Source organism: Amycolatopsis eburnea (assembly GCF_003937945.1).
In the GTDB taxonomy this organism is placed as follows: Bacteria; Actinomycetota; Actinomycetes; order Mycobacteriales; family Pseudonocardiaceae; genus Amycolatopsis; species Amycolatopsis eburnea.
The window spans coordinates 338,734-361,865 of sequence record NZ_RSEC01000032.1 but is presented as its reverse complement, the minus strand read 5'-3'; the positions used below and the strand labels follow the sequence as shown (position 1 = coordinate 361,865).

Here is a 23,132-nt window from a genome sequence, read left to right as displayed (position 1 = left end):
GGAGACCGACCCTGGGATCGGAGCGGATGCGCATGCGGATGGCCGAACTGAGCGCCGAGTCGGGGGTGCCGGTCGCGACCGTCAAGTACTACCTGCGCGAAGGCCTGCTGCCGCCGGGGGAGCGCACCAGCCCGAACCAGGCCCGGTACTCCCCGGCGCACGTCCAGCGCCTGCGGCTGATCAAGGCGCTCACCGACGTCGGCGGCCTCCCGCTGGCCTCGGTCGGCGCCGTGCTGAGCGCGATCGACGAAGACCGGACCCCGCACGAGACGATGGGCGTCGTCCAGGAAGAACTGGCCGGCGAGCCACCCCGGGTGGCGGAGGACGCCGCGGAGTGGGCGTCGAAGCTGCTTCAGGAGCTGGCCCGCCGGTACGGCTGGAAGTGGCACGGCGCGGAGGACCGGACGGTCGCCAACCTGATCGCGGCACTCGCCACGGCGAAGGAACTCGGGCACGAGAAGCTGGCCGAGCGCCTGGACGAGTACTTCGAGCTGGCGCTGCGCGTGGCGGAGCTGGACGTCGAGGTGGTGACGGGGTTGACGTCGTTCGACAAGATCATCGAGGCCGGGCTGATCGCGACGGTGCTGGGCGACCGCATCTTCACCGGCCTGCGCCACCTCGCGCAGGAGTACGTGTCGCGCGAGGTGCTGGGCCGGGCGCCTTAGTCCGAGACGCTCAACGTCGGCGCGACGCGGTTGCCGGGCCGGCCGCGTGGTCTGCCCGGCGTCGCCGGGATGTCATGAAAGGCTCATTCATGTCGTCTGGCGAGGTGAACGACTCTTTCATGACATCGCGGATGGGCGGATCGGCCGTGCTGCCCGACTTTGCCGGGGCCCTGGTGCCGGACGCGGTGAACGGGTCGTTCAGTGCGCCGGACGCGATGAAAGAGTCGTTCATGACATTGCCGGGCGCGAGGTGCTGGACCGGGCGCCTTAGTCCGACACGCTCAGCGTCGGCGCGACGCGGTCGAAGACGTCCCGCCGCGTCGCGTCCTCCTGCTCGACCGGGGCCGTCACCGACAGCACCCACAGGCTGTCGCCCGCCTGGACCAGGTTCATGAACGTCACCCGCGTGACGCGGCCGTCGTCGCTGTTGCCCGGGAGCAGGCCGCTCTCCAGCGTGCGGTAGGTGAACGTGGTGCCCTTGCCGCCCGCGTCCGGGGACGGGCCGAAGAGCTCGAAGCCGTCGCCGGAGTACGTCTGCTTCAGCCAGTTGACGTACTCGGTGTCGTCCGGGAACTTGCCGAAGTAGTTCGCCAGCCGCTCCACGCGGATCGAGCGGCGGCCGTCCGGCGAGACGTACTGGACGGCCGTGCTCGCGCCGAACTTCGTCGTGTTGTGGGGTGCGACGAACTTCTGCCAGCCCTGCGGGACGTCGAGGCCGAACTGGCCGCCGTCGCCGGTCGCGTAGCTCGCGTCGCCGGACTGGCGGACCAGCGACGGCGGCGGGACGTCGGTGAGGCCGTTCGACGTGGTGCGCGGCTCGGCCGCCGGTGGCAGCAGCGACTGGCCGCCGACCGCCCTGGCCAGTGCGAACCCGCCGCCCGCCGCGATGAGGAAGAGCAGGATCGCCAGCGCGACGAGCAGGGCGGTGGCCCGGGCCCCGCGGCGGGCGGGCCGGGGCGGGGCGGCGAACACCGTGGGCGTCGTGTCCACCGCCGGGGCGGGCGGGCGCAGGAACGGCAGCGGGCCGGGATCCGTGGCGAGCTCGCTGCTCGACCCCTCGGACTTCTTCTCGGGCAGGACGGTCTTGATCACCTGCGTGTCCGTCGCGTCCGGCTGCGCGGACGTCTTCTTGCCGTCCGGGGTGCGGAACAGCTCGGGTCCGAACAGGTCGAGCGGCGTCTTCGACTGCAGCGGGTAGAGCCGGTGGCGGACCTCGCGCAGGGTGATCCGGTCGCCGGGCTCCTTCTTCATCAGCGCGGAGATGACCTCGGCGAGCGGCCCGGCCTTCGGCTTGGGGACCTTGCCGTTGACGACCTTGCCGACGGTCTCCAGCGGGTCGCCGTCGGCGTCGTACGGCGGCGCGCCCTCGACCGCGGCGAACAGCGTCGCGCCGAGGCCCCAGAGGTCGGCGGCCGGGACGACCGCGCCGCCGGAAGCGACCTCCGGCGCGATGTAGGCGGGGGAGCCGAGCATGATCCCGGTGCGGGTCATGGTCGCCTCGGAGACGTTGCGGGCGATGCCGAAGTCGGTCAGCTTGATCCGGCCGTCGCTGGCGACCAGGACGTTGCCCGGCTTGACGTCGCGGTGCGTGATGCCGGCGGCGTGCGCGGCCTCCAGCGCCGACGCCACGGCGATGCCGACCGCGGCGGCCTGCTCGACGGTCAGCGGCCCGTGGTCGCGCAGGATGTGCGCGAGGCTGCGCGAGGGCAGCAGTTCCATCACCACGAACGGCTGATCGTCCTCGCGGGCGACGTCGTGCAGGATGATCACGTTCGGGTGGGAGAGGACGGCGATCGCGCGCGCCTCGCGCAGTGTCCGCTCGCGCAGCTCGTCCGCCTGGGACGCCGGGATGCCCGGCGGCACCTTCATCTCCTTGACGGCCACCTGCCGGTGGAGGAACTCGTCGTAGGCGGACCAGACGGTGCCCATCGACCCGGAGCCGAGCACCGAACGCAGCCGGTAGCGACCGGCGACCACTCGTGTCTCTTCGCTGGAGGGGGGCACGCGTCAATTGTGTCGTACCCGCGTGACCGGCCCCTAACCTGCCCGGGGCGTCCCCCTAGCGCGACCAGACTCACAGGGCGGGCGCGGCGAGTGCCTCTACCATCACTGGGTATGACTGAAGTGGCCGGTCCGGAGTCAGTGCCGATCTCCGAACTCGACCTGGCGGCCGAGTTCCCCCAGGCGACGCGCGAGCAGTGGCAGGAGCTCGTCGCGGGTGTCCTGCGCAAGAGCGGCAAGCTGCCCGAGGACTTCCCGGGTGCGCCGGAGAGCAAGCTCGTCACGCGCACCTACGACGGGATCGAGATCCAGCCGCTGTACACGGCGGACGACGTCCCCGGCGAAACCGGCTTTCCCGGCCTGCCGCCCTACGTGCGCGGCGCGCGGCCGGAAGGCCAGGTCAGCACCGGCTGGGACGTCCGCGCCCGGTTCACCGGCGACGACGGCCGCGCGGTCAACAAGGCCGTCCTGACCGACCTCGAAGGCGGCGTGACGTCGATCTGGCTGACCGTGCCGCCGTCCGCGCTGGCCGACGCGCTCAACGAGGTCTACCTCGACCTCGCGCCGGTCGTCCTCGACGCGGGTGCCGATTTCGAAGCCGCCGCGGACGCGCTGTTCGAGCTGTTCGACGAGCGCGAGATCCCGGCTAGCGAGGCCACCGCCGTGCTGGGCGCGGACCCGATCGGGCTGGCCGCCCGCTCCGGCTCGGCCGCCGACCTCGGACCGGCCGCCGCGCTCGCCGCGCGTGCCGCCGCGAAGTACCCGAAGGTGCGCACGATCGTCGCCGACGGCCTGCCGTTCCACGAGGCGGGCGGGTCGGACGCCCAGGAGCTGGGCGCCTTGGTGGCCGCCGGGGTCGAGTACCTGCGCGCGCTCACCGACGCGGGTCTCGACGCTGAAGCCGCGGCCGGCCAGCTCGAGTTCCGCGTCGCCGCGACCGCCGACCAGTTCTCCACCATCGCGAAGCTGCGCGCGGCCCGCCGGCTGTGGGCGCGCGTCGCCGAGGTCTGCGGCTTCACCTCGCCGATGCGCCAGCACGCCGTGACGTCGCCGTCGATGCTGACCCGGCGCGACCCGTGGGTGAACATGCTGCGCACGACCGTCGCCTGCTTCGGCGCCGGCGTCGGCGGCGCGGACGCGGTCACCGTGCTGCCGTTCGACGCCGCGATCGGCAAGCCCGACGCGTTCTCCGCGCGGATCGCCCGCAACACCCACGCCGTGCTGCTGGAGGAGTCCAAGCTGGCCGGCGTGGTCGACCCGGCGGGCGGCTCCTGGTACGTCGAGAAGCTCACCGACGACCTCGCGCACGCGGCCTGGGCCGAGTTCACCGCCATCGAGGCGGCGGGCGGCCTGGTCGCCGAACTCGCGTCCGGCGCGCTGGCCGGCCGGCTGGCCGAGACGTGGGAGAAGCGGTCGAAGCGGATCGCCACCCGCCGCGACCCGCTCACCGGCGTCAGCGAGTTCCCGAACCTGGCCGAGAAGCCGGTGACCCGGGAACCCTTCGCCACCGCGGAAGAAGGCGGGCTGCCGCGCCACCGGTACGCCGAAGGCTTCGAAGCCCTGCGGGACGCTTCGGACGCGTACCTCGCTTCGCACGGCGAGCGGCCCAAGGTCTTCCTCGCCACCCTCGGCCCGGTCGCCGCGCACACCGCGCGCGCCGGGTTCGCCGCCAACCTGTTCCAGGCCGGTGGGATCGAAGCCGTCAACCCGGGCGCGACCGACGACCTGCCCGGCGCGTTCCGCGCGTCCGGCGCGAAGATCGCCTGCCTCTGCGGCACCGACGACGCCTACGCGGCACAGGCGGCCGACGTCGCCAAGGCCCTCGGCGCCGACCACGTACTACTGGCGGGCAAGGGCTCCTTCGACGGCGTGGACGGCAACGTCTTCGCCGGCTGCGACGCCCTCGACGTCCTCAACGGCCTGCACGCCAAGCTGGGAGTCACCCGATGAGCATCCCGAACTTCGCCGGACTCGACCTCGGCACGCCGTCGCCGGGCGACCGCGACGCCTGGGCCAAGGCCGTGCAGGACGCCACCGGCAAGGGCCCGGACGCCCTCGCCTGGGAGACGCCGGAAGGCATCGGCGTCAAGCCGGTCTACACGGCCGACGACCTGTCCGATGTGGACTTCCTGGGCACCTACCCCGGCATCGCGCCCTTCCTGCGCGGGCCGTACCCGACGATGTACGTCAACCAGCCCTGGACCATCCGCCAGTACGCCGGCTTCTCCACCGCCGAGGAGTCCAACGCCTTCTACCGGCGCAACCTCGCCGCCGGCCAGAAGGGCCTCTCGGTCGCCTTCGACCTGGCCACCCACCGCGGCTACGACTCCGACCACCCCCGCGTCTCCGGCGACGTCGGCATGGCGGGCGTCGCGATCGACTCCATCTACGACATGCGCCAGCTCTTCGACGGGATCCCGCTCGACAAGATGTCGGTGTCCATGACGATGAACGGCGCGGTGCTGCCGGTGCTGGCGCTGTACGTCGTCGCGGCCGAGGAGCAGGGGGTGAAGCCGGAGCAGCTCGCGGGGACCATCCAGAACGACATCCTCAAGGAGTTCATGGTCCGCAACACCTACATCTACCCGCCGCAGCCGTCGATGCGGATCATCTCCGACATCTTCTCCTTCACTTCGCAGCACATGCCGAAGTACAACTCGATCTCCATCTCCGGCTACCACATGCAGGAAGCCGGGGCGACCGCCGACCTCGAGCTGGCCTACACCCTCGCCGACGGCGTCGAGTACATCCGCTCGGGCGTCGACGCCGGGCTCAGCGTCGACAAGTTCGCGCCGCGGCTGTCGTTCTTCTGGGCCATCGGCATGAACTTCTTCATGGAGGTCGCGAAGCTGCGCGCGGCCCGCCTGCTGTGGGCGAAGCTGGTGAAGGGCTTCGACCCGAAGTCGCAGAAGTCCCTTTCGCTGCGCACGCACTCCCAGACGTCGGGCTGGTCCCTGACCGCGCAGGACGTCTACAACAACGTCGTCCGCACCTGCGTCGAGGCGATGGCCGCGACCCAGGGGCACACGCAGTCCCTGCACACCAACGCCCTCGACGAAGCCCTCGCCCTGCCGACCGACTTCTCCGCGCGGATCGCCCGCAACACGCAGCTGCTGCTGCAGCAGGAATCCGGCACCACGCGCGTGATCGACCCGTGGGGCGGCAGCGCCTTCGTCGAGAAGCTGACCTACGACCTCGCGCGCAAGGCGTGGGGCCACATCACCGAAGTCGAGCAGGCCGGCGGCATGGCCAAGGCGATCGACGCGGGCATCCCCAAGCTGCGCATCGAAGAAGCCGCCGCACGCACCCAGGCCCGCATCGACTCCGGGCGGCAGCCGGTGATCGGCGTCAACAAGTACCAGGTCACCGACGACGAAGAGATCGAAGTCCTCAAGGTCGACAACGCCGGCGTCCGCGCGCAGCAGCTGGAAAAGCTGCGCCGGTTGCGCGAAGAGCGTGACCCGGCGGCGACCGAGGACGCGCTGCGGCGGCTGACCGAAGGCGCCGGGAACGGCGGCAACCTGCTGGAGCTGGCCATCGGCGCGGCCCGCGCGAAGGCCACCGTCGGCGAGATCTCCGACGCGCTCGAGAAGCTCTGGGGCCGCCACTCCGGGCAGATCCGGACGATTTCGGGCGTCTACCGCGAAGAGGTGGGTAAGTCGCAGAACGTCGAACAGGCCCGTGAACTGGTCGAGAAGTTCGCCGAGGAGGAGGGCCGCCGTCCCCGCATCCTCGTCGCGAAGATGGGCCAGGACGGCCACGACCGCGGCCAGAAGGTGATCGCCACCGGCTTCGCCGACATCGGCTTCGACGTCGACGTCGGCCCGCTGTTCTCCACCCCGGCCGAGGTCGCCCGCCAGGCGATCGAAGCGGACGTGCACGTCGTCGGCGTCTCGTCGCTGGCCGCCGGGCACCTCTCGCTGGTGCCGGCGCTGCGCCACGAACTCGCCGAGCTGGGCCGCGAAGACATCATGGTGGTCGTCGGCGGCGTCATCCCGCCGCAGGACTACCCGGCGCTGCGCGAAGCCGGCGCGGCGGCGATCTTCGGCCCCGGCACCGTGCTCGCGGACGCGGCGATCGACCTGCTCGGCCAGCTGTCGGCGCAGGAGTCCTGACCCTTGCCGCGCAAGATCGACGTCGGCGCCTACGCCAAGGGGGTCCTCGCGGGGGACCGCGGGACGCTGTCGAAGGCCATCACGCTCGTCGAGTCGCAGCGGGAGGACCACCGGGCGCAGGCGCAGGAGCTGCTGGTCGAGCTGCTGCCGCAGTCGGGCGGCGCGCGGCGCGTGGGCATCACCGGCGTCCCCGGCGTCGGCAAGTCGACTTTCATCGACCAGCTGGGCACCGACCTGACGGCGGCCGGGCACAAGGTGGCCGTGCTCGCGGTCGACCCGTCGTCCACCCGGACCGGCGGCTCGATCCTCGGCGACAAGACCCGGATGGCGCGCCTGGCGGTCGACGAGCGGGCGTTCATCCGGCCGTCGCCGACGTCCGGCACGCTCGGCGGCGTCGCGCGGGCGACGCGCGAGACGATCGTGCTGATGGAAGCCGCGGGCTACGACACCGTCCTGGTCGAGACCGTCGGGGTGGGACAGTCCGAAGTGACCGTCGCGAACATGGTCGACTGCTTCCTGTTCCTGACCCTCGCGCGCACCGGCGACCAGCTGCAGGGCATCAAGAAGGGCGTGCTGGAGCTCGCCGACGTCATCGCGGTCAACAAGGCCGACGGCGACCACGAGCGGGACGCCAAGCGGGCGGCCCGCGAACTCTCGGGCGCGCTGCGGATGATCTACGGCCCCGAGGCCGCGTGGACCCCGCCCGTGCTCACCTGCAGCGGCCTGCACAACCTGCGCCTGGACGAAGTCTGGGGCGCGATCGAGAAGCACCGCGAGACGCTTTCGGCGTCCGGCGAGCTGGAAGCGCGCCGCCGCCGGCAGCAGGTCGACTGGACCTGGGCCATGGTGCGCGAGCAGTTGCTCAGTCGCCTGGCGGCGCATCCGGACGTGCGAACGGTCGTTCCCGACGTCGAACGGGCGGTGCGCGCCGGTGAGCTGACAGCTACCCTCGGTGCACAGCGGATCCTCGACGCGTTCGGTCCACCGCGTGGTGGCTGACGCGCCGGCGTTCCGCGGGCAGAATGCCTGGTCGTGGCGAAGGGATGACATGGCGAAACTGCGGGTTCTGGTCCTGGTCGGGGTGCTCGGTGCGGTGCTGTTCACCGCGTCGCCCGCGCTGGCCGAGCCGGTGCGTCCGGTGGCGGCTTCGGTGACCGCGGCGCACGTCGCGGTGGCGCCGGTCCCGGCGCAGACCCAGCCACCGGGCCCGGTGCTGGACCCGGCCCAGACCGACAAGGCGAACACCGAGAAGACGAAGAACAAGCTGGTCGCGGGCCTGATCGCGGTCGTGCTGCTCGGCATCGTCATCTGGGGCAGGCGGGTCCGTTCGAAGAAGGCCAAGGGATCCTGACGCCTTCGGCTTTGCCGAACTACTGCACGCCGTTCAACGCAGATCCGCTACCGGCCATCTAGGACGGCCCTTTTCGAGGCGCGGCTTGCCGCCTGCATGGTGCACGATCGTCTGCAAATGCGTACAACAGATCGATCGGCACGAAGCGTGACCCCAGCCGCTGCGCGGGTTACCCGTGTTGCGGGAGGAGGTGCGGCGTGACGGTGCTGGACTCACGACCGGACGTTCCAGGTGACCCCCATGGGCGCATGATGACCCCTATGGAGGGGCCTGAGGCGCTCATTTCCGAAGCCGGCGTAAGCATGGCTCCCGTGGAGGACCTTGGCGCGGGCCGCGGCCCGTTCTGGCTCGACGACTGGCTGCGCGCCAACGCGACGGACGTGCTCGCCTGGCGCCGGCACATCCACGCGCACCCGGAGCTGTCGCGGCACGAGTTCGCGACCACGGAACTGGTCGTCACGCTGCTGCGCACCGTCGGGCTCAAGCCGTGGGTGCTGCCCGGCGGCACCGGCGTCGTCTGCGACATCGGCAGCGGCGAGCGGTGCGTGGCGCTGCGCGCGGACATGGACGCGCTGCCGCTCACCGAGGCGACCGACCTGCCCTACGCGTCGACCGTCGAGGGCGCGGCCCACATGTGCGGCCACGACGCCCACACGGCGATCCTGCTCGGCGCGGCCCGCGCGCTGGCCGGCGCGCCCGAGCTGCCCGGCCGCGTCCGGCTGATCTTCCAGCCCGCCGAGGAGGTCATGCCCGGCGGCGCGCTGGACATGATCGCGGCCGGCGCGCTCGACGGCGTCGAGCGGATCTACGGCCTGCACGTCGACCCGCGTCTCGAAGTGGGTTCGGTGGGGCTGCGCGTGGGCGCGCTGACGTCCGCGGCGGACCTGATCGAGCTGCGGCTCACCTCGCCGGGCGGCCACACGTCCCGGCCGCACCTGACGGCCGACCTGGTCCACGCGCTGGGCACGGTGATCACCGGGCTGCCGGCGCTGCTCTCGCGCCGGGTCGACCCGCGTTCCGGCACCGTCCTGGTGTGGGGCGCGGTCCACGCGGGCCAGGCCGCCAACGCGGTGCCCCAGGACGGCGTCCTGCGCGGCACGCTCCGCACGGCCGACCACGAGGTCTGGACGTCGCTGGAGCCGCTGGTGGCGTCCTCTGTGGAGTCCCTGCTGGCCCCGACCGGCGTCGGCTTCTCGCTGGACTACCGCCGCGGGGTCCCGCCGGTGGTCTCGGACGCGGACTCGACGGCGCTGATGCGCGCCGGTGTCGAAGCGGCCCTCGGCGAGGGTGCGGTGGCCGGCACCGAGCAGTCCTCCGGCGGGGAAGACTTCGGCTGGTACCTCGAGCACATCCAGGGCGCATTCGCCCGCCTGGGTGTCTGGTCCGGCCCGCCTGCTCCGCAGTCGGACATCCACCGCCCGACGTTCGTCCTCGACGAGCGTTCCCTGCTCTGCGGGGTCCGCACGCTGGTCCACACCGCTTTGGCGGCGCTCGCCTGAGCGAGGTTGTCCACAGCTTCACCGAGTTGTCCACAGGCCGTGCACCGGCCCTTCCCTCGATCGGGGGAAGGGCCGTTTTGCGCGCCCGCGGACCGGCGGGCACACTGGACGGCGGCCCGTCGCGCGAGCCCGGCTGTCCTGCTGTTTTCGTTGTGCGGCAAGGACTTTCACGTTCGCCCGGAGCCGGGCCGGAGCCGGCATGCACAGGCCGGCCCGCGCGCTCGACGGGGTGCCCGCGAGGTCTCTCGCGGGCTCGTGGTAGCGCTCAGGCCACTGAGTTGTCCACAGGGTGTGGAGTCAGCCGCTGATGCCCGAACAGGGCCGGGTCCGCAGGTCGTCGACGTAGTCCGCCGGCGCCCCGGCCGCCTCCGCGGCGTCGGCCAGCACGCCCAGGTACCGCGCCGATGGCAGGCCGCCCTCGTAGGCGTCCAGGACGTACAGCCAGGCCAGCGCCGAGCCGTCCATGGTCTGGACCCGGAGCCGGATCTTCGTGTGCATCCCCAGCTCGCCGCCTTCCCAGCGGTCGAGCCCGTCCTCGTCCAGCGGCGTCACGTCGTAGAGGACGACGAAGACCCGGGATCCCGGGTCTTCGACGATCGTGGCCAGTGCACCTTCCCAGCCGAGGTCCTCGCCGCCGAAGGTCAGGCGCCACCCCTCCAGCCAGCCGGTGCCGGCCATCGGAGAGTGCGGCGCGCGCTCCAGCATCTGGGCGGGCTCCATGTTCGATCCGTACGCGGCATACAACGGCACGCCGACAGCCTAGCGACCTCTCCCTCACCCGAGTGGACGCACTCGCCGTGTTCGCCCACTTCAGTGTCCGGACACCTGCGCCGCGTACGGTGAGAGCACCGCACACGAGCACATCGAGGAGGACCCAGGTGACCAGGATCGTGATCATGGGCGGGGGCCCGGCCGGCTACGAAGCCGCGCTCGTCGCGGCCCAGCACGGCGCCGACGTCACGATCGTCGAGCGGGACGGCCTGGGCGGCGCCTGCGTGCTCTACGACTGCGTCCCGTCGAAGACGTTCATCGCGAGCTCCGGCGCGCTGGCGAAGATGCACGACCTCGGTGAGCTCGGCATCAACACCGACCTGGCCGACACCAGCATCGACCTCCCGACCGTGCACGGCCGCGTGAAGGGCCTCGCGCTCGCGCAGTCCGCCGACATCCGCGCCCGCGTCCAGCGCGAAGGCGTCCGCGTCATCGCGGGTGAGGCGCGCTTCTGCGACGAAGAGCCCGGCCTCGCGACCCACAAGGTCGCCGTGACGACGTCCGAAGGCACCGAGAAGCTGCCCGCCGACGTCGTCCTGATCGCCACCGGCGCCACCCCGCGCGTGCTGCCGGGTGCGGTGCCGGACGGCGAGCGCATCCTCGACTGGCGCCAGCTCTACGAGCTCCAGGAGCTGCCGGAGCACCTCGCCGTGATCGGCTCGGGCGTCACCGGCGCCGAGTTCGCGTCCGCCTACACCGAGATGGGCGTCAAGGTCACCGTCGTCTCCAGCCGCGACCGCGTCCTCCCGCACGAGGACGCCGACGCCGCCGCGGTGCTCGAAGAGGTCTTCTCCCAGCGCGGCACGACCGTGGCGAAGCAGGCGCGCGCGGACCGCGTCGAGCGCACCGACAAGGGCGTCGAGATCCACCTCGCCGACGGCCGCGTGATCGAAGCCAGCCACGCGCTGATGACCGTCGGGTCGATCCCGAACACCCAGGACATCGGCCTCGACAAGGTCGGCATCGCACCCGGCCCCGGTGGGTTCATCACCGTCGACCGCGTTTCGCGCACCTCCGTTCCCGGGATCTACGCCGCCGGCGATTGCACCGGCGTGCTCATGCTGGCCTCGGTGGCGAGCATGCAGGGCCGCATCGCGATGTGGCACGCGCTGGGCGAAGGCGTCGCGCCGATCAAGCTCAAGACCGTCGCCGCCAACGTGTTCACCCACCCGGAGATCGCCACCGTCGGCATCAGCCAGCAGGCGATCGACTCCGGCGAGGTGCCCGCGCGCACCATCATGCTGCCCCTGGCCACCAACGCGCGCGCGAAGATGGAGGGCCTCCGCCGAGGCTTCGTGAAGCTGTTCTGCCGCCCCGCCACCGGCGTGGTCGTCGGTGGAGTCGTCGTGGCGCCGCAGGCGAGCGAGCTCATCCTTCCCATCGCGCTCGCCGTCCAGAACCAGCTCACAGTGGACCACCTGGCACTGACATTTTCGGTGTACCCGTCGCTGTCGGGCTCGATCACCGAGGCCGGGCGCCAGCTCATGCGCCACGACGATCTGGACTGAACCGGTAGGCAACCCGTCGCGCCCTGTCGCGTCTTGTCGGTGGTAAGGCTGAAGACGTGAAGGGTGCGATGGTGCGCAAGACGGTGGTTTTCGTTGCGGCAGCGGTGATCGGTGCGACGGCGCTGGCGGCGCCCGCGACGGCGCAGAGCGGCAGTCCCGCGGCACCCGCGCCGGCCGGCAGCGTCCAGCTCAACGTCAACACCGCGATCAACCAGTCGCTCGTGGACAAGTACGTCCGCGACGCGCCGAACGTCGCGCTGGCCAAGTGCGAGGGCGCTTCGCCGAAGTTCGCGTCGCCGGTGCTGGACTTCGCCAACTACACCCCGGGCCCGTTCATGGGCGCGGATGCCAACATCAGCGCGGACGCCACCCTCAAGCCCGGCACGGCCGCGGGCGAGTACCCGCTGACCGTCACCTGCGGCGGCCAGACGTACACCACGAAGTTCACGGTGCCGGCCGCGCAGGTGGCGAAGGTGCCCTCCGGCGCCGCGAAAGCGGGCGACGGCAGCATGGCGGGCTGATTTTCTTTTCTCGAAACCGCCCCTTTCGCAGGTGAAGGCGTCTTTTGGGGTGAGGAGCGCGTTCATTCCCACAGGGGAGAAAAGAATGAAGAAGACAGCCGTTGCCGCGGGTTTCGCCGCCGCTTTCCTGGTTCTCACCCCGTCCGCCGCCCTGGCGACCCCGGACGGCTCGTCCTCGCGGATCACCCGGCCGCTGACGGTGTCCCCGGCCCAGGCGCAGCCGGGCGCACGGGTGAAGCTGGACTTCGCCTGCCAGACGCGCGAACCCGCGGAGAAGGTCACCGTGCGGTCGGCGGCGCTCGTCTTCGGCAAGGGGATGTGGGCCACCGGCACGGTCAAGGACGTCAAGCCCGGCAAGTACGCCGTCACGCTGCGCTGCGGCCCGGAAACGTCGAGCGCGACCCTGGAAGTCCTGCCGGTGCGGAGGCAGGTCGTCAAGGTCCCCGCGGGTGCGCCGCAGACGGGTGATGGCACGGCCGAGGGGTCCCCGCTCGCGGCGGCGGCCGCCATGGGGGCGCTCGCGCTCGGCGGCACCGGTCTCGTGCTCGCCCGGCGGTCCCGCCGACGCTGACGGCGGCCGGGTACCGTCGGGACTCAACCGAAGAGACCACCCGGACGTGTGAACCGCGAGCGAGGAAGCACGGGGGAGAACATGCCGACGAGGACCACGAGCAGACGGGGCTACCTGATCGCCCTCGTCCTCGCGTTGCTGGCCGCGCTGGTGGTCGTGGCGCTGGTGTTCAGCGGCGGTTCCGAGCCGCCGACCGCCCAGCCGCCGCCCGCGCGGCCGGTCGCCGTCCAGCCCGAACCCGCCGAGCAGGACGCCGCCCTGCCCAAGTCCACCCCCGTCTCGATCGACATCCCGAAGATCGGCGCGCACTCCTCGCTGGTCCCGCTCGGCCTCAACGCCGACAACACGATCGAGGTACCGCCGGTGACCACACCCCTGCAGGCCGGCTGGTACACCTACGCGCCGACACCCGGCGAAACCGGACCGGCCGTCGTGCTCGGGCACGTCGACGGGAACCACCAGAAGGGCATCTTCTTCCGGCTCAAGGAGCTGGCCGCGGGCGATCGGGTGTCGATCGCCCGCGAGGACGGCACCACGGCGGTCTTCGAGGTGACGAAGGTGCACCAGGTGCCGAAGAAGGACTTCGAGGGCGAAGGCGTCTACGACGACACCCCCGGCCCCGAACTGCGCCTGATCACCTGCGGCGGCGTCTTCGACCGGACCGCGCGCAATTACGTCGACAACATCGTCGTCTACGCGAAGCTCGTCGGGCACTGAGTCCTTCGGCCCTGGTTTTGTCGGTGGTGGGTGCCAGACTGTGTCGGCCGTCACCCCGGCGGCGTTCACGAGGGTTGGGAGTCGAAATGGTGTTCCGGGACGAGCGGTGGCCGGACGGTACGCCCAGTTGGGTGGACCTGATGGTGCCCGACCAGGCGAAAGCGGTGGCGTTCTACAGCGGCCTGTTCGGCTGGGACGTGCGGACGGGCGGTGAAGAGACCGGCTTCTACGGCATGGCCGAGCTGCGCGGGCGTCCCGTCGCCGGCATCGGGCAGACGCCGCCGGGCCAGGAGATGCCCGCGGTGTGGACGACGTACCTGGCGGTGTCCGATGTGGACAAGACGGTCGCGGCGATCACCGAAGCCGGCGGCCAGGTCGTGATGCCGGTCATGGAGGTCATGAAGGAGGGCCGGATGGCGGTGGCGGCCGACCCGGCGGGCGCCGTCTTCGGCCTCTGGGAAGCGGGCAACCACATCGGCACCCAGGTCACGGCGGCGCCGGGCACGCTGGCCTGGAACGAGTGCATGAGCCGCGACTACCCGGCGGCCAAGGCGTTCTACGAGCAGGTCTTCGGCTACGGCTTCCAGGACCTGTCGAACGACGACTTCACGTACGCGGTCCTGCTGCTCGACGGCCGCCCGGTCGGCGGGCTGGGCGCGCTGCCGGCGTCGGTCCCGGCGGAGGTGCCGTCGAACTGGTCCGCGTACTTCTCGGTGGCGGACGCCGACGCGAGCGCGGCGAAGGTCGTCGAACTCGGCGGGCAGGTGCTGGACCAGCCGTTCGACTCGCCGTACGGCAGGCAGGTGCGGGTGCTGGACGACCAGGGCGTGCCGTTCCTGGTGATCGCGCCGAACGAGCAGTCGGGCAAGCCGGAGGGCTGGGAGGAGTGAGTCCCTGACCGAGCAGGCCGGAGGCGCGTCACCGCGCCCCCGGCCCGGGCGGTTCAGTCCTCGTCGGACACCCAGTCGAAGGTCTTCGTCACGGCCTTCTTCCAGTTCCGGTACTCGCGCTCGCGGCGGGAGTCGTCCATCTCCGGGTCCCACTGCTTGTCCTGCGCCCAGTTGGTCCGGATGTCGTCTTCGGACTTCCAGAACCCGACCGCCAGCCCGGCGGCGTACGCGGCGCCCAGCGCGGTGGTCTCGTTGACCACCGGGCGGATCACCGGCACGCCGAGGATGTCGGCCTGGAACTGCATGAGCAGCTCGTTGACCACCATGCCGCCGTCGACCTTGAGGGAGGTGAGCGCCACCCCGGAGTCGGCGTTCATCGCGTCGATGACCTCGCGCGACTGGAACGCCGTCGCCTCCAGCACCGCGCGGGCCAGGTGGCCCTTGTTGACGAACCGGGTGAGGCCGACGATCGCGCCGCGGGCGTCGGACCGCCAGTAAGGAGCGAACAGACCCGAGAACGCCGGGACGAAATACGCGCCGCCGTTGTCCTCGACGCTGCGGGCGTGCTCCTCGATCTCGGCCGCGGTCGTGATCAGGCCGAGGTTGTCGCGCAGCCACTGCACCAGCGAACCGGTGACGGCGACGGAGCCTTCCAGCGCGTACACCGTGTCGTTCGAGCCGATCTTGTAGCAGACCGTGGTGAGCAGCCCGTTCTGCGACATCACCTTTTCGGTGCCGGTGTTGAGCAGCATGAAGTTGCCGGTGCCGTAGGTGTTCTTGGCCTCGCCGGGCGAGAGGCAGGCCTGGCCGAACGTCGCGGCCTGCTGGTCGCCCAGGATGCCCGCGATCGGGACGCCCGCGAGCGCGCCCTTCTCGCGGACCTTGCCGTACTCCTCGGAGGAGGAACGGATCTCCGGCAGCATCGAAAGGGGGATGCCCATCTCGCCGGCGATCTCGGCGTCCCACTGCAGGGTGTCGAGGTCCATCAGCATGGTGCGCGACGCGTTCGTGGGGTCGGTGACGTGCACCCCGCCGTCGGCGCCGCCGGTCATGTTCCACAGCACCCAGGTGTCCATGTTGCCGAAGATCAGGTCACCGGCTTCGGCCTTCTCGCGCGCGCCTTCGACGTTGTCGAGGATCCACTTGATCTTCGGCCCGGAGAAGTACGTCGCGAGCGGGAGGCCGACCTTGGCGCGGTAGCGCTCCTGGCCGCCGCCGAGGTTGCCGAGCTCGGTGACGATCTTGTCGGTGCGGGTGTCCTGCCAGACGATCGCGTTGTAGACCGGCTTGCCGGTCTTCTTGTCCCAGACGAGCGCGGTCTCGCGCTGGTTGGTGATGCCTACGGCGGCGATGTCCTTCGCGGTCAGGTCGGCCTTGGCCAGCGCGCCCGCGGCGACCCGGCGCGTGTTCTCCCAGATCTCCTCGGCGTTGTGCTCGACCCAGCCCGCCTTGGGGAAGATCTGTTCGTGCTCGCGCTGGTCGACCGAGACCACGCGGCCTTCGTGGTTGAAGATCATGCACCGGGTCGACGTGGTGCCCTGGTCGATCGCGGCTACGTACGAAGTCATGTGCGCTCCAGGAATCCGGTGGGTCGGGCGATCACTTCAGGTTGTGGACGAGCAGGTAGACCAGCGCGGCCAGCGCGCCGCCGGCGAGCGGGCCGACGACCGGGATCCACGAGTAACCCCAGTTCGCGTTGGCCTTGTTCTTGATCGGCAGCAGGAACGCGTACGCGATGCGCGGCCCGAGGTCGCGGGCCGGGTTGATGGCGTAGCCCGTCGGCCCGCCGAGCGACGTGCCGATCACGAGGACGACGAACGAGACGCCCGCGTAGCCGAGCGCCGAGTTGCCGAAGTTCGGCGTGCCGCCGTCGCCGGCCGCGAAGACCGGGCTGAGCAGGATCCACGCGACCAGCACGAAGGTGCCGATGATCTCGGTGACGAGGTTCCACGCGGTGTTCGGGATCTGCGGTGCGGTGGAGAAGATGCCGAGCGTGTTCTCCGGCTCGGGGTGGTCGTCGAACTGCAGCTTGTAGGTGGCCCAGCAGAGCACGGCGCCGAGGATGGCGCCGGCCATCTGGCCGATGAAGTAGAAGGGCACGTCGCCCCACGGCGTCTTGTCGGCGATGGCGAGCCCGAGGGTCACCGCCGGGTTGAGGTGCGCGCCACTGGGCGCGGCGATGCTGGCGCCGGTGAAGACGGCGAACGCCCAGCCGAAGTTGATGAACAGGAAGCCGGCGTTGTGGCCGTTGTTCTTCCGGAGCACGTGGTTCGCGACCACACCGTTGCCGAGCAGGATCAGCGCGGCCGTTCCCAGTAGTTCCCAGACGATTATTGCCCCAGCACTCACCGCTGCACCTCCACACTGGACACTCTGCGCAGGGTCGATCACGGCGTGCCACGGCACCGTTGCCGACCCACGTCGGGGGGACGTTACCGGGGCGTAGAAGCGGATTCCAAGCACCGGGTAGCGGAATCTTTTCAAGATCGCGGAGGGTTACGCCACAAGTGTCATCCGTGGACGGGCGGATGATCACCGGGTCGTGCGATGCTGGAAGCCTCGCCGGCACGAGGAGGAATGTCACGTGGCGCAGCACGCAGCGGAGACGAACCCGGCTCGACTGGGCCCGGTCAAGCGGGAAGAGACGTGGCAGCGCCTCGGCAAGGAGACGTTCGACCTCGTCGTGATCGGCGGCGGCGTGGTCGGCGCCGGTACCGCGCTCGACGCGGCCACTCGCGGGCTGCGGGTCGCGCTGGTCGAGGCCCGCGATCTCGCGTCGGGGACGTCGAGCCGGTCGAGCAAGCTCTTCCACGGCGGCCTGCGGTACCTGGAGCAGCTCGAGTTCGGCCTGGTCCGCGAAGCGCTCCGCGAACGCGAGCTGATGCTGACGACGATCGCGCCCCACCTGGTGAAGCCGGTGAGCTTCCTCTACCCGCTGACGCACCGCGTGTGGGAACGCCCGTACACCGCGGCCGGCCTGCTGATGTACGACACGATGGGCGGCGCCCGCAGCGTTCCCGGCCAGAAGCACCTGACCCGCGCGGGCGCGCTGCGGATGGTGCCGGCGCTCAAGCGATCCGCCCTGATCGGGGGAATCCGCTACTACGACGCCCAGTCCGACGACGCCCGCCACACCATGACGGTGGCCAGGACAGCGGCGCACTACGGCGCCGTCGTGCGGACGTCGACGCAGGTCGTCGGCTTCCTGCGCGAGGCCGACCGGGTGTCCGGCGTGCGCGTGCGGGACGTCGAAGACGGCCGCGAGACGGAGATTTCGGCGGCCGCGGTGATCAACTGCACCGGCGTCTGGACCGACGAGCTGCAGCGGCTCTCCGGTGGCCGCGGGCGGTTCCGCGTGCGCGCCAGCAAGGGCGTGCACATCGTCGTGCCGCGCGACCGGATCGTCTCGGAGTCGGGGATGATCCTGCGCACCGAGAAGTCGGTGCTGTTCGTGATCCCGTGGCGCAACCACTGGATCGTGGGCACGACGGACACGGACTGGAACCTCGACCTCGCCCACCCGGCGGCGACGAAGCACGACATCGACTACCTGCTGGAGCACGTCAACAGCGTGCTGGCGACGCCGTTGACGCACGACGACATCGAAGGCGTGTACGCGGGCCTGCGCCCGTTGCTCGCGGGGGAGAGCGAAGAGACGTCGAAGCTGTCACGCGAGCACGCGGTGGCGCGGGTGGCCCCGGGCCTGGTGGCGATCGCGGGCGGCAAGTACACGACGTACCGGGTGATGGCGGCGGACGCGGTCGACGCGGCCGCGGTCGACCTGCCGGGCCGCTCGCAGCCGTCGATCACCGACAAGGTGCCCCTCCTCGGCGCGGACGGCTACCACGCGCTGGTCAACCAGGCCGATCACGTGGCCGCCGAGCACGGCCTGCACCCGTACCGCGTCCGGCACCTGCTGGACCGCTACGGCTCCCTGGTCAACGAGGTCCTCGCGGCGGCGAACGGCCGCCCGGAGCTGCTGAAGCCGATCGAACACGCCCCGGACTACCTGGGCGTCGAGGTCGTGTACGCGGCTTCGCACGAGGGGGCGCTGCACCTGGAGGACGTCCTGGCCCGCCGGACGCGCATCTCGATCGAGTACGCCCACCGCGGCGTGGACTGCGCCGAGCAGGTGGCGACGCTGGTCGGCGAGGTCCTCGGCTGGTCGCCCGAGACGGTGCGGCGCGAGATCGAGGTCTACAACGCGCGGGTCGAGGCGGAGCGCGAGTCCCAGTCCCAGCCGAACGACGAAGCCGCGGACGCGCTGCGGTCGGCGGCCCCGGAAGCGCGGGCCGGCATCGTGGAGCCGGTGAGCTGAGTCGTCTGTCCACAGCCCCCGCGAGTCAGGCCTCGGCAGAGTCGGGCCGGTGCGGCCGGTCCGCGATGTCGTGAAAGGGTCGTTCACCTCGCCGGACGACATGAACGACCCTTTCACGACATCCCTGCGCTGCCGCTGCAGACCACACGGCCAGGCACTCTGCCGCCGGTCACCCGCTCGCCGGCGCGACTTTGTCCACAGCCCCCGCGAGTTGTGGACAACGGCGGCGGTGGGGCGGCGAGAAGGCGGCTTTCGTCCGGGGGCGCCGATAGACTGGCCTCGGGGCCGCCCCCCTGGGAGTGGCGGGGGCTGTCGCCAGGTCGGCCGGTGAGCTGCCGCAGCTGTTCGGGTCGCACCGGCACAGGCGGTGGTGTCGTCGCGGTTGCTGAGCCTGAGCGAGCTGCGATCGCCCAGCACCGCCGAGGGGCGGGGGCTGTCGTCAGGACGTCCGGTGCCAGCGGATCAGGCGTTCCCCCGTCGGCGCGAGTTCGTCCTCCGGGCCCAGCCGCGTGAACCCGCACCGCTCGGCGACGATCGCCGAAGCCGCGTTGCTCTCCTCGTACCGGTAGCTCACCTCGGTCAGGCCCAGCCCGCCGAAGCCGAATCGCAGGGCCGCGCTCAGCGCCGTTGTCGCGATCCCCTTGCCGCGCTCCGCCGGGTGCACCCAGATCGTCGCCTCCGCGTACGCCGCGTCCAGGTTCAGCTCGCGCAGGCCCACCTCGCCCAGCAGGCGCCCGGATGTCGGCTCGGCGATCGCCCACGAACAGCGCTCGTCGCCCGCCCACTGGGCCGCGCGCAGCGCCACGTACTCCGTGGCCTCGTCGAGGGTGCGCAGGCGGTAGTTCAGCACGTACTTGCGGTGCGTCGGGTCGGCGAACGCCTCCATCAGCAGCGGGCGGTCGTCCAGGTGCCGGTCGGCGCGCAGCTGGCGCAGGTAGTAGGTGCCCGCGTTGATCTCCACCGGTTCCACTCCGCCCAGCCTAGCCAGGCCGGGAGCACGCCGCTCCCGGCCTGGCGTCACGCGGGCTCAGGGGGTCAGGTGCCAGACCACGGGCACGCCGCCCGCGTCCACCGAGCCGTTCGTCGCGAAGCCGGCCAGCGAGCCGTCGTCCGCGGCGAGGCGGGCCTGGAACTGCGTGTACGTGCCCGGGCGCTGGACTTCGCCGGGGACCGTTCCCCGCCACGCCGTCGCGTTGCCGGGCCACGCCGAGCTCGACGGGTTGGGCAGCAGCCCCGCCGTCAGGCCCGCCTGGTTGATGCTGATCGCCGACGCGCCGCCCTCCAGGCCGACCGTGGCGTCGGGGGTCGACCAGCGGGCCGCCTGCTCGACCCCGCCCCAGGACCGCTTGCCGACGACGACCCCGTTGCGGATGGCCAGCGCCTCGGCCCACGCCGCCGGGCTCGGGGACAGCTGCCGGATCACGCCGTTCTTCCACAGCGCCGACGTCGCTCCCGAGTCGAACAGGACCGTGCCGTCGTCGTCGAGGTCGCGGGCGTAGTACGTGTCGTTGCCCGACGGGATGATCGTCGGCGCGGTGCCGTCCGCCGGCCACACGACCGTGGCGGCGTACGGGCCGGTGCGGTTGGCCCTGGCCAGCACGTCGCCGCGGGTGTTGACCGCGACCGCGTACAGGTTCTCCCAGGTCGGCGGGTTCTCCTTGAGGTGGAACCCGGTCGAGTCGAGGACGAACACGTGGTTCGTCTTCGTCTCGTAGTCGTAGGCGGTGCCGACCACGGTGCCGGCCGCGTTCTCGTCCACCGCGTCCGCGCGCTCGTACCCGGCTGGCAGCCCGCGCACCACCGGCTGCCCGCCGCGCCAGCTCACCACCTGCTGGACGCCGTTCACCGCGAACGTGCCGGTGTACTCGCCCTTCCCGTTCGACCCGGTCAGGAACCCGTCGCCGCCGCCGGCCGGCAGCGGCAGGACGGTGGGGCGCCACGGGATGCGGATCCCCAGCGCGCCGGCGGGCTGCGCCAGCGTCACCGCCGCGACCACGGCGACGGCGGGTGCGAGCGCGCGCACCCAGGACTTGCTGCTCATCGATTCTCCGTTTCCCCCCGACCGCACCGGGTTCATCGGTCCGGACGGGGGGATGTTGCGCGGCGAACGGAGTAATTCCGATCAAGGGGTCAGGCGCCACACCACCGGCACGCCGTACGAGTCCCCCGCGCTGTTCGCCGCGAAGCCCGCCAGTGAGCCGTCGTCCGCCGCCACCCGGGCCTCGAACTTCGAGTAGCCGCTCGGTGCGCGGACCTCGCCCGGGGTCGTGGTGCGCCACACGATCGCGTTGCCGACGATGACCGGCCCCGACGGGTTCGGCACCAGCCCGGCCGTCAGGCCCGCCTTGTTGACGCTCAGCGCGCGCCCGCCGCCCGGCAGCGCGACCCACGGGCTCGTCGCGGAGGACCAGCGCACCGCCTGCTCGACGCCGCCCCGGATCGCCGTCCCGACCACGACGCCGTTGCGGATCGCGTGGCCCCAGGCCTGGAGGGACGGCTCCGGCGAGAGGTACCGGAGAACGCCGTCCTTCCACAGCCCCGAGCGGTTGCCCGAGTCGAACAGGATCGTGCCGTCCTCGTCGAGGTCGCGCGCGTAGTACGTGTCCGGCGTCTTCGGGATGAGCACCGGCGCGCTGCCGTCCGCGCGCCACAGCACCGTGGCCTCGGCGCCGTCGCTGCCGAACTGCGTGGCCCGGCCGAGCAGGTCGCCGCGGGCGTTGATCGCGACGCCGTAGACGTAGTCGTAGCCCGCCGGGACGTCCCGCAGGTGGAACCCGGTCGCGTCCAGCGTGAACGCCCGGCTGACGAAGGTGTCGTAGTCGTGCGCCGTGCCGGCCACCACGCCGGACGGGTTCTCGTCCGCGGCGAGCGCCGCCTCGTACCCGCTCGGCACGCCCCGCACCACCGGCTGCCCGTTGCGCCAGCTGACGACCGTCTGCACGCCGTTCACGTCGAACGTGCCGGTGTATTCGCCCTTGCCGTCCGATCCGGTCAGGACGCCGGTGCCCCCGCCGGACGGCAGCGGCAGGACCGTCGGCCGCCACCCGATCCGGATCGCGGCGTCGGCGGGCTGCGCCAGCGCCGCCACGGAAAGCGCGGCCACGACGGGCGCCACGACCCGCCCCCAGAACTTGCGTTTCATCGTCTCTCCCTTGTCCCCGACCTGCACCCCCACCACGCCCGGTGCGGCGGTTCGGTTGCCGGGGAGGGGGAGATCAGCGCGGGCGGCGGACCCGCGCGAGCGCCGCCACCACGAGCGGCAGCGCGACCGAGATGATCAGCAGCCGGCCGCGTGAAAGGATCAGCACCGCGATCGCCAGCACGATCGCGATCGGCACCGCGCTGCGCGTCAGGAACTGGGACAGCGCGTTCTCGCCGGGAGGGGCCGCCACCGGGGCGGCAGCGCCGTTCAGCAACGCGCTCGGCCGCGGCGACGGCAGGTCGTCGAACAGCGGGACGAGCTCGCTGACCCGTTTGGCCGCGGTGACCTTCGCGGACCGGGACCCGTACTCGTCGATGTCGAGGCGGCCGCTGCGGACGTGCTCTTCGAGGACGTCCAGGGCGTCCTGGCGTTCGGCGTCGCTCAACCGCATGTCGCTCACGGCGGGCTCAGCGGTCCAGGCCGCGCCGGTGCTCGCGGAACGAGTCGCGCAGCTCGCGCCGGCGCTCCCGGTCGCGCAAGTGCCGGTCGTGGCGGTCGCGGTGGTTCTGGTCGTGGTTCCAGTCGTGGCCCCACATCGACTTGCCGAACACGGTCAGCCCGATCGGGACGAAGATGATCGGCCAGGCCAGCGTGCCCGTGGCGATCAGCGCGATCGCGGCGATGAAGGCCAGCGGCACGATCGCGGCGAGGAACCGCTGCGGCGGCGACCAGTTGTCGGGCGTCCGCGGACTCGCGGGCACGGGCGCGGCGGCGGGCTCCGGCGCCGCGACGGCCTGCTGGACCTCTTCGTACTGGGGGTGCGGCGCGGGCAGGTCCGCGAAGATCTCGACGAGCTCGCCGCGCGTCTTGGCCGCGGTGATCCGCGCCGAGCGCTCGCCGTACTCGTCGATGTCGATCCGCCCCGCGCTCATGTGCTCACCGAGCGCGGACAGCGCGGACTCGCGGTTCTGGTCGCTGATCCGCAGCTGCGGAGACGGGACTTCGGTCACGTAGTCGATGGTAGGCCGCCTCGGGGGCGGCCCACCACGACATCCGTAACGAA

At 71.6% G+C, this 23,132-nt stretch carries 21 protein-coding genes; 12 read left to right on the top strand and 9 right to left on the bottom strand.

The genetic code is table 11. The features are described from left to right. The first annotated feature begins 38 nt into the window (after window positions 1-38). Window positions 39-665 carry a MerR family transcriptional regulator gene (locus tag EIY87_RS09555; RefSeq protein ID WP_404800025.1) on the top strand — a complete coding sequence of 209 codons (627 nt, stop codon included), beginning with the start codon at window positions 39-41 and terminating at the stop codon, window positions 663-665. Window positions 666-932: 267 nt separating this feature from the next. Here the strand turns inward: EIY87_RS09555 and EIY87_RS09550 are convergent, their stop codons facing one another. Continuing rightward, on the bottom strand, window positions 933-2,642 hold the full coding sequence (locus EIY87_RS09550; RefSeq protein ID WP_125307500.1) for a serine/threonine-protein kinase: 1,710 nt from the start codon (window positions 2,640-2,642) through the stop codon (window positions 933-935). Window positions 2,643-2,780: 138 nt separating this feature from the next. On the opposite strand from EIY87_RS09550, the gene EIY87_RS09545 reads away from it, so the two are divergent. From EIY87_RS09545 to EIY87_RS09525, 5 genes are all read left to right on the top strand, one after another. Then, window positions 2,781-4,616: a methylmalonyl-CoA mutase family protein gene (locus EIY87_RS09545; RefSeq protein ID WP_191984025.1), complete on the top strand. Its 1,836-nt coding sequence runs from the start codon at window positions 2,781-2,783 to the stop codon at window positions 4,614-4,616. Further along, window positions 4,613-6,781 (top strand): methylmalonyl-CoA mutase, encoded by a 2,169-nt coding sequence (gene scpA, locus EIY87_RS09540; protein ID WP_125307293.1) that lies wholly within the window; start codon window positions 4,613-4,615, stop codon window positions 6,779-6,781. Before EIY87_RS09545 ends, scpA begins: the two co-directional genes overlap by 4 nt. Before the next feature lie 3 nt (window positions 6,782-6,784). Next, window positions 6,785-7,780, top strand: coding sequence for a methylmalonyl Co-A mutase-associated GTPase MeaB (gene meaB, locus EIY87_RS09535; protein ID WP_125307292.1), 996 nt, complete (start codon window positions 6,785-6,787; stop codon window positions 7,778-7,780). Between the two features lie 49 nt (window positions 7,781-7,829). Then, window positions 7,830-8,132, top strand: coding sequence for a hypothetical protein (locus EIY87_RS09530; protein WP_125307291.1), 303 nt, complete (start codon window positions 7,830-7,832; stop codon window positions 8,130-8,132). Between the two features lie 197 nt (window positions 8,133-8,329). Beyond that, window positions 8,330-9,631, top strand: coding sequence for an amidohydrolase (locus EIY87_RS09525; protein ID WP_125307290.1), 1,302 nt, complete (start codon window positions 8,330-8,332; stop codon window positions 9,629-9,631). A gap of 297 nt (window positions 9,632-9,928) precedes the next feature. On the opposite strand, the gene EIY87_RS09520 is transcribed toward EIY87_RS09525, so the two are convergent. Next, entirely contained in the window at window positions 9,929-10,381 is a 453-nt protein-coding gene (locus tag EIY87_RS09520; RefSeq protein ID WP_191984024.1) for a gamma-glutamylcyclotransferase, read from the bottom strand. Between the two features lie 128 nt (window positions 10,382-10,509). Between EIY87_RS09520 and EIY87_RS09515 the strand changes: the two genes are divergently transcribed. From EIY87_RS09515 to EIY87_RS09495, 5 genes are all read left to right on the top strand, one after another. Further along, a complete protein-coding gene (locus tag EIY87_RS09515; RefSeq protein WP_125307289.1) occupies window positions 10,510-11,910 on the top strand; it encodes an NAD(P)H-quinone dehydrogenase in 1,401 nt (466 codons plus the stop codon). A gap of 71 nt (window positions 11,911-11,981) precedes the next feature. Beyond that, window positions 11,982-12,431, top strand: a complete 450-nt coding sequence (locus EIY87_RS09510) for a hypothetical protein (RefSeq protein WP_125307498.1) — start codon at window positions 11,982-11,984, stop codon at window positions 12,429-12,431. A gap of 85 nt (window positions 12,432-12,516) precedes the next feature. Further along, entirely contained in the window at window positions 12,517-13,002 is a 486-nt protein-coding gene (locus EIY87_RS09505; RefSeq protein ID WP_125307288.1) for a hypothetical protein, read from the top strand. An 81-nt stretch (window positions 13,003-13,083) separates the two neighbouring features. Further along, complete coding sequence (locus tag EIY87_RS09500; RefSeq protein ID WP_125307287.1) at window positions 13,084-13,719, top strand: class F sortase; 636 nt, start codon at window positions 13,084-13,086, stop codon at window positions 13,717-13,719. Window positions 13,720-13,805: 86 nt separating this feature from the next. Beyond that, a complete protein-coding gene (locus tag EIY87_RS09495) occupies window positions 13,806-14,609 on the top strand; it encodes a VOC family protein (protein WP_125307286.1) in 804 nt (267 codons plus the stop codon). A gap of 53 nt (window positions 14,610-14,662) precedes the next feature. Here the strand turns inward: EIY87_RS09495 and glpK are convergent, their stop codons facing one another. Beyond that, window positions 14,663-16,177 carry a glycerol kinase GlpK gene (gene glpK / locus EIY87_RS09490; RefSeq protein ID WP_125307285.1) on the bottom strand — a complete coding sequence of 505 codons (1,515 nt, stop codon included), beginning with the start codon at window positions 16,175-16,177 and terminating at the stop codon, window positions 14,663-14,665. A gap of 31 nt (window positions 16,178-16,208) precedes the next feature. Beyond that, a complete protein-coding gene (locus tag EIY87_RS09485; protein WP_191984023.1) occupies window positions 16,209-16,958 on the bottom strand; it encodes an MIP/aquaporin family protein in 750 nt (249 codons plus the stop codon). A gap of 235 nt (window positions 16,959-17,193) precedes the next feature. Here EIY87_RS09485 and EIY87_RS09480 point away from each other — a divergent pair, with 235 nt between their 5' ends. Continuing rightward, on the top strand, window positions 17,194-18,927 hold the full coding sequence (locus EIY87_RS09480; protein ID WP_125307284.1) for a glycerol-3-phosphate dehydrogenase/oxidase: 1,734 nt from the start codon (window positions 17,194-17,196) through the stop codon (window positions 18,925-18,927). Between the two features lie 439 nt (window positions 18,928-19,366). Here EIY87_RS09480 and EIY87_RS09475 read toward each other — a convergent pair whose 3' ends face one another. The 5 genes from EIY87_RS09475 to EIY87_RS09455 all read right to left on the bottom strand — a co-directional run bounded on the left by EIY87_RS09475 (window position 19,367) and on the right by EIY87_RS09455 (window position 23,079). Continuing rightward, the gene (locus EIY87_RS09475; protein WP_125307283.1) at window positions 19,367-19,897 is read right to left on the bottom strand and encodes a GNAT family N-acetyltransferase; all 531 of its coding nucleotides are present in this window, start codon (window positions 19,895-19,897) and stop codon (window positions 19,367-19,369) included. A 57-nt stretch (window positions 19,898-19,954) separates the two neighbouring features. Beyond that, window positions 19,955-20,968 carry a hypothetical protein gene (locus tag EIY87_RS09470; protein WP_125307282.1) on the bottom strand — a complete coding sequence of 338 codons (1,014 nt, stop codon included), beginning with the start codon at window positions 20,966-20,968 and terminating at the stop codon, window positions 19,955-19,957. A gap of 81 nt (window positions 20,969-21,049) precedes the next feature. Beyond that, a complete protein-coding gene (locus EIY87_RS09465) occupies window positions 21,050-22,069 on the bottom strand; it encodes a hypothetical protein (protein WP_125307281.1) in 1,020 nt (339 codons plus the stop codon). Window positions 22,070-22,142: 73 nt separating this feature from the next. Then, window positions 22,143-22,529: a DUF1707 SHOCT-like domain-containing protein gene (locus EIY87_RS09460; protein WP_125307280.1), complete on the bottom strand. Its 387-nt coding sequence runs from the start codon at window positions 22,527-22,529 to the stop codon at window positions 22,143-22,145. Window positions 22,530-22,536: 7 nt separating this feature from the next. Further along, entirely contained in the window at window positions 22,537-23,079 is a 543-nt protein-coding gene (locus EIY87_RS09455; RefSeq protein WP_125307279.1) for a DUF1707 SHOCT-like domain-containing protein, read from the bottom strand. Between the last annotated feature and the right edge of the window lie 53 nt (window positions 23,080-23,132).

What these genes read in the sequence shown, in the direction of transcription:
- EIY87_RS09555 (WP_404800025.1), top strand. Translation starts at nt 39, where the DNA reads ATGGCCGAACTGAGCGCCGAGTCGGGGGTGCCGGTCGCGACCGTCAAG.
- EIY87_RS09545 (WP_191984025.1), top strand. Translation starts at nt 2,781, where the DNA reads ATGACTGAAGTGGCCGGTCCGGAGTCAGTGCCGATCTCCGAACTCGAC.
- scpA (WP_125307293.1), top strand. Translation starts at nt 4,613, where the DNA reads ATGAGCATCCCGAACTTCGCCGGACTCGACCTCGGCACGCCGTCGCCG.
- EIY87_RS09530 (WP_125307291.1), top strand. Translation starts at nt 7,830, where the DNA reads ATGGCGAAACTGCGGGTTCTGGTCCTGGTCGGGGTGCTCGGTGCGGTG.
- EIY87_RS09505 (WP_125307288.1), top strand. Translation starts at nt 12,517, where the DNA reads ATGAAGAAGACAGCCGTTGCCGCGGGTTTCGCCGCCGCTTTCCTGGTT.
- EIY87_RS09500 (WP_125307287.1), top strand. Translation starts at nt 13,084, where the DNA reads ATGCCGACGAGGACCACGAGCAGACGGGGCTACCTGATCGCCCTCGTC.
- EIY87_RS09495 (WP_125307286.1), top strand. Translation starts at nt 13,806, where the DNA reads ATGGTGTTCCGGGACGAGCGGTGGCCGGACGGTACGCCCAGTTGGGTG.
- glpK (WP_125307285.1), bottom strand. Translation starts at nt 16,177, where the DNA reads ATGACTTCGTACGTAGCCGCGATCGACCAGGGCACCACGTCGACCCGG.
- EIY87_RS09470 (WP_125307282.1), bottom strand. Translation starts at nt 20,968, where the DNA reads ATGAGCAGCAAGTCCTGGGTGCGCGCGCTCGCACCCGCCGTCGCCGTG.
- EIY87_RS09465 (WP_125307281.1), bottom strand. Translation starts at nt 22,069, where the DNA reads ATGAAACGCAAGTTCTGGGGGCGGGTCGTGGCGCCCGTCGTGGCCGCG.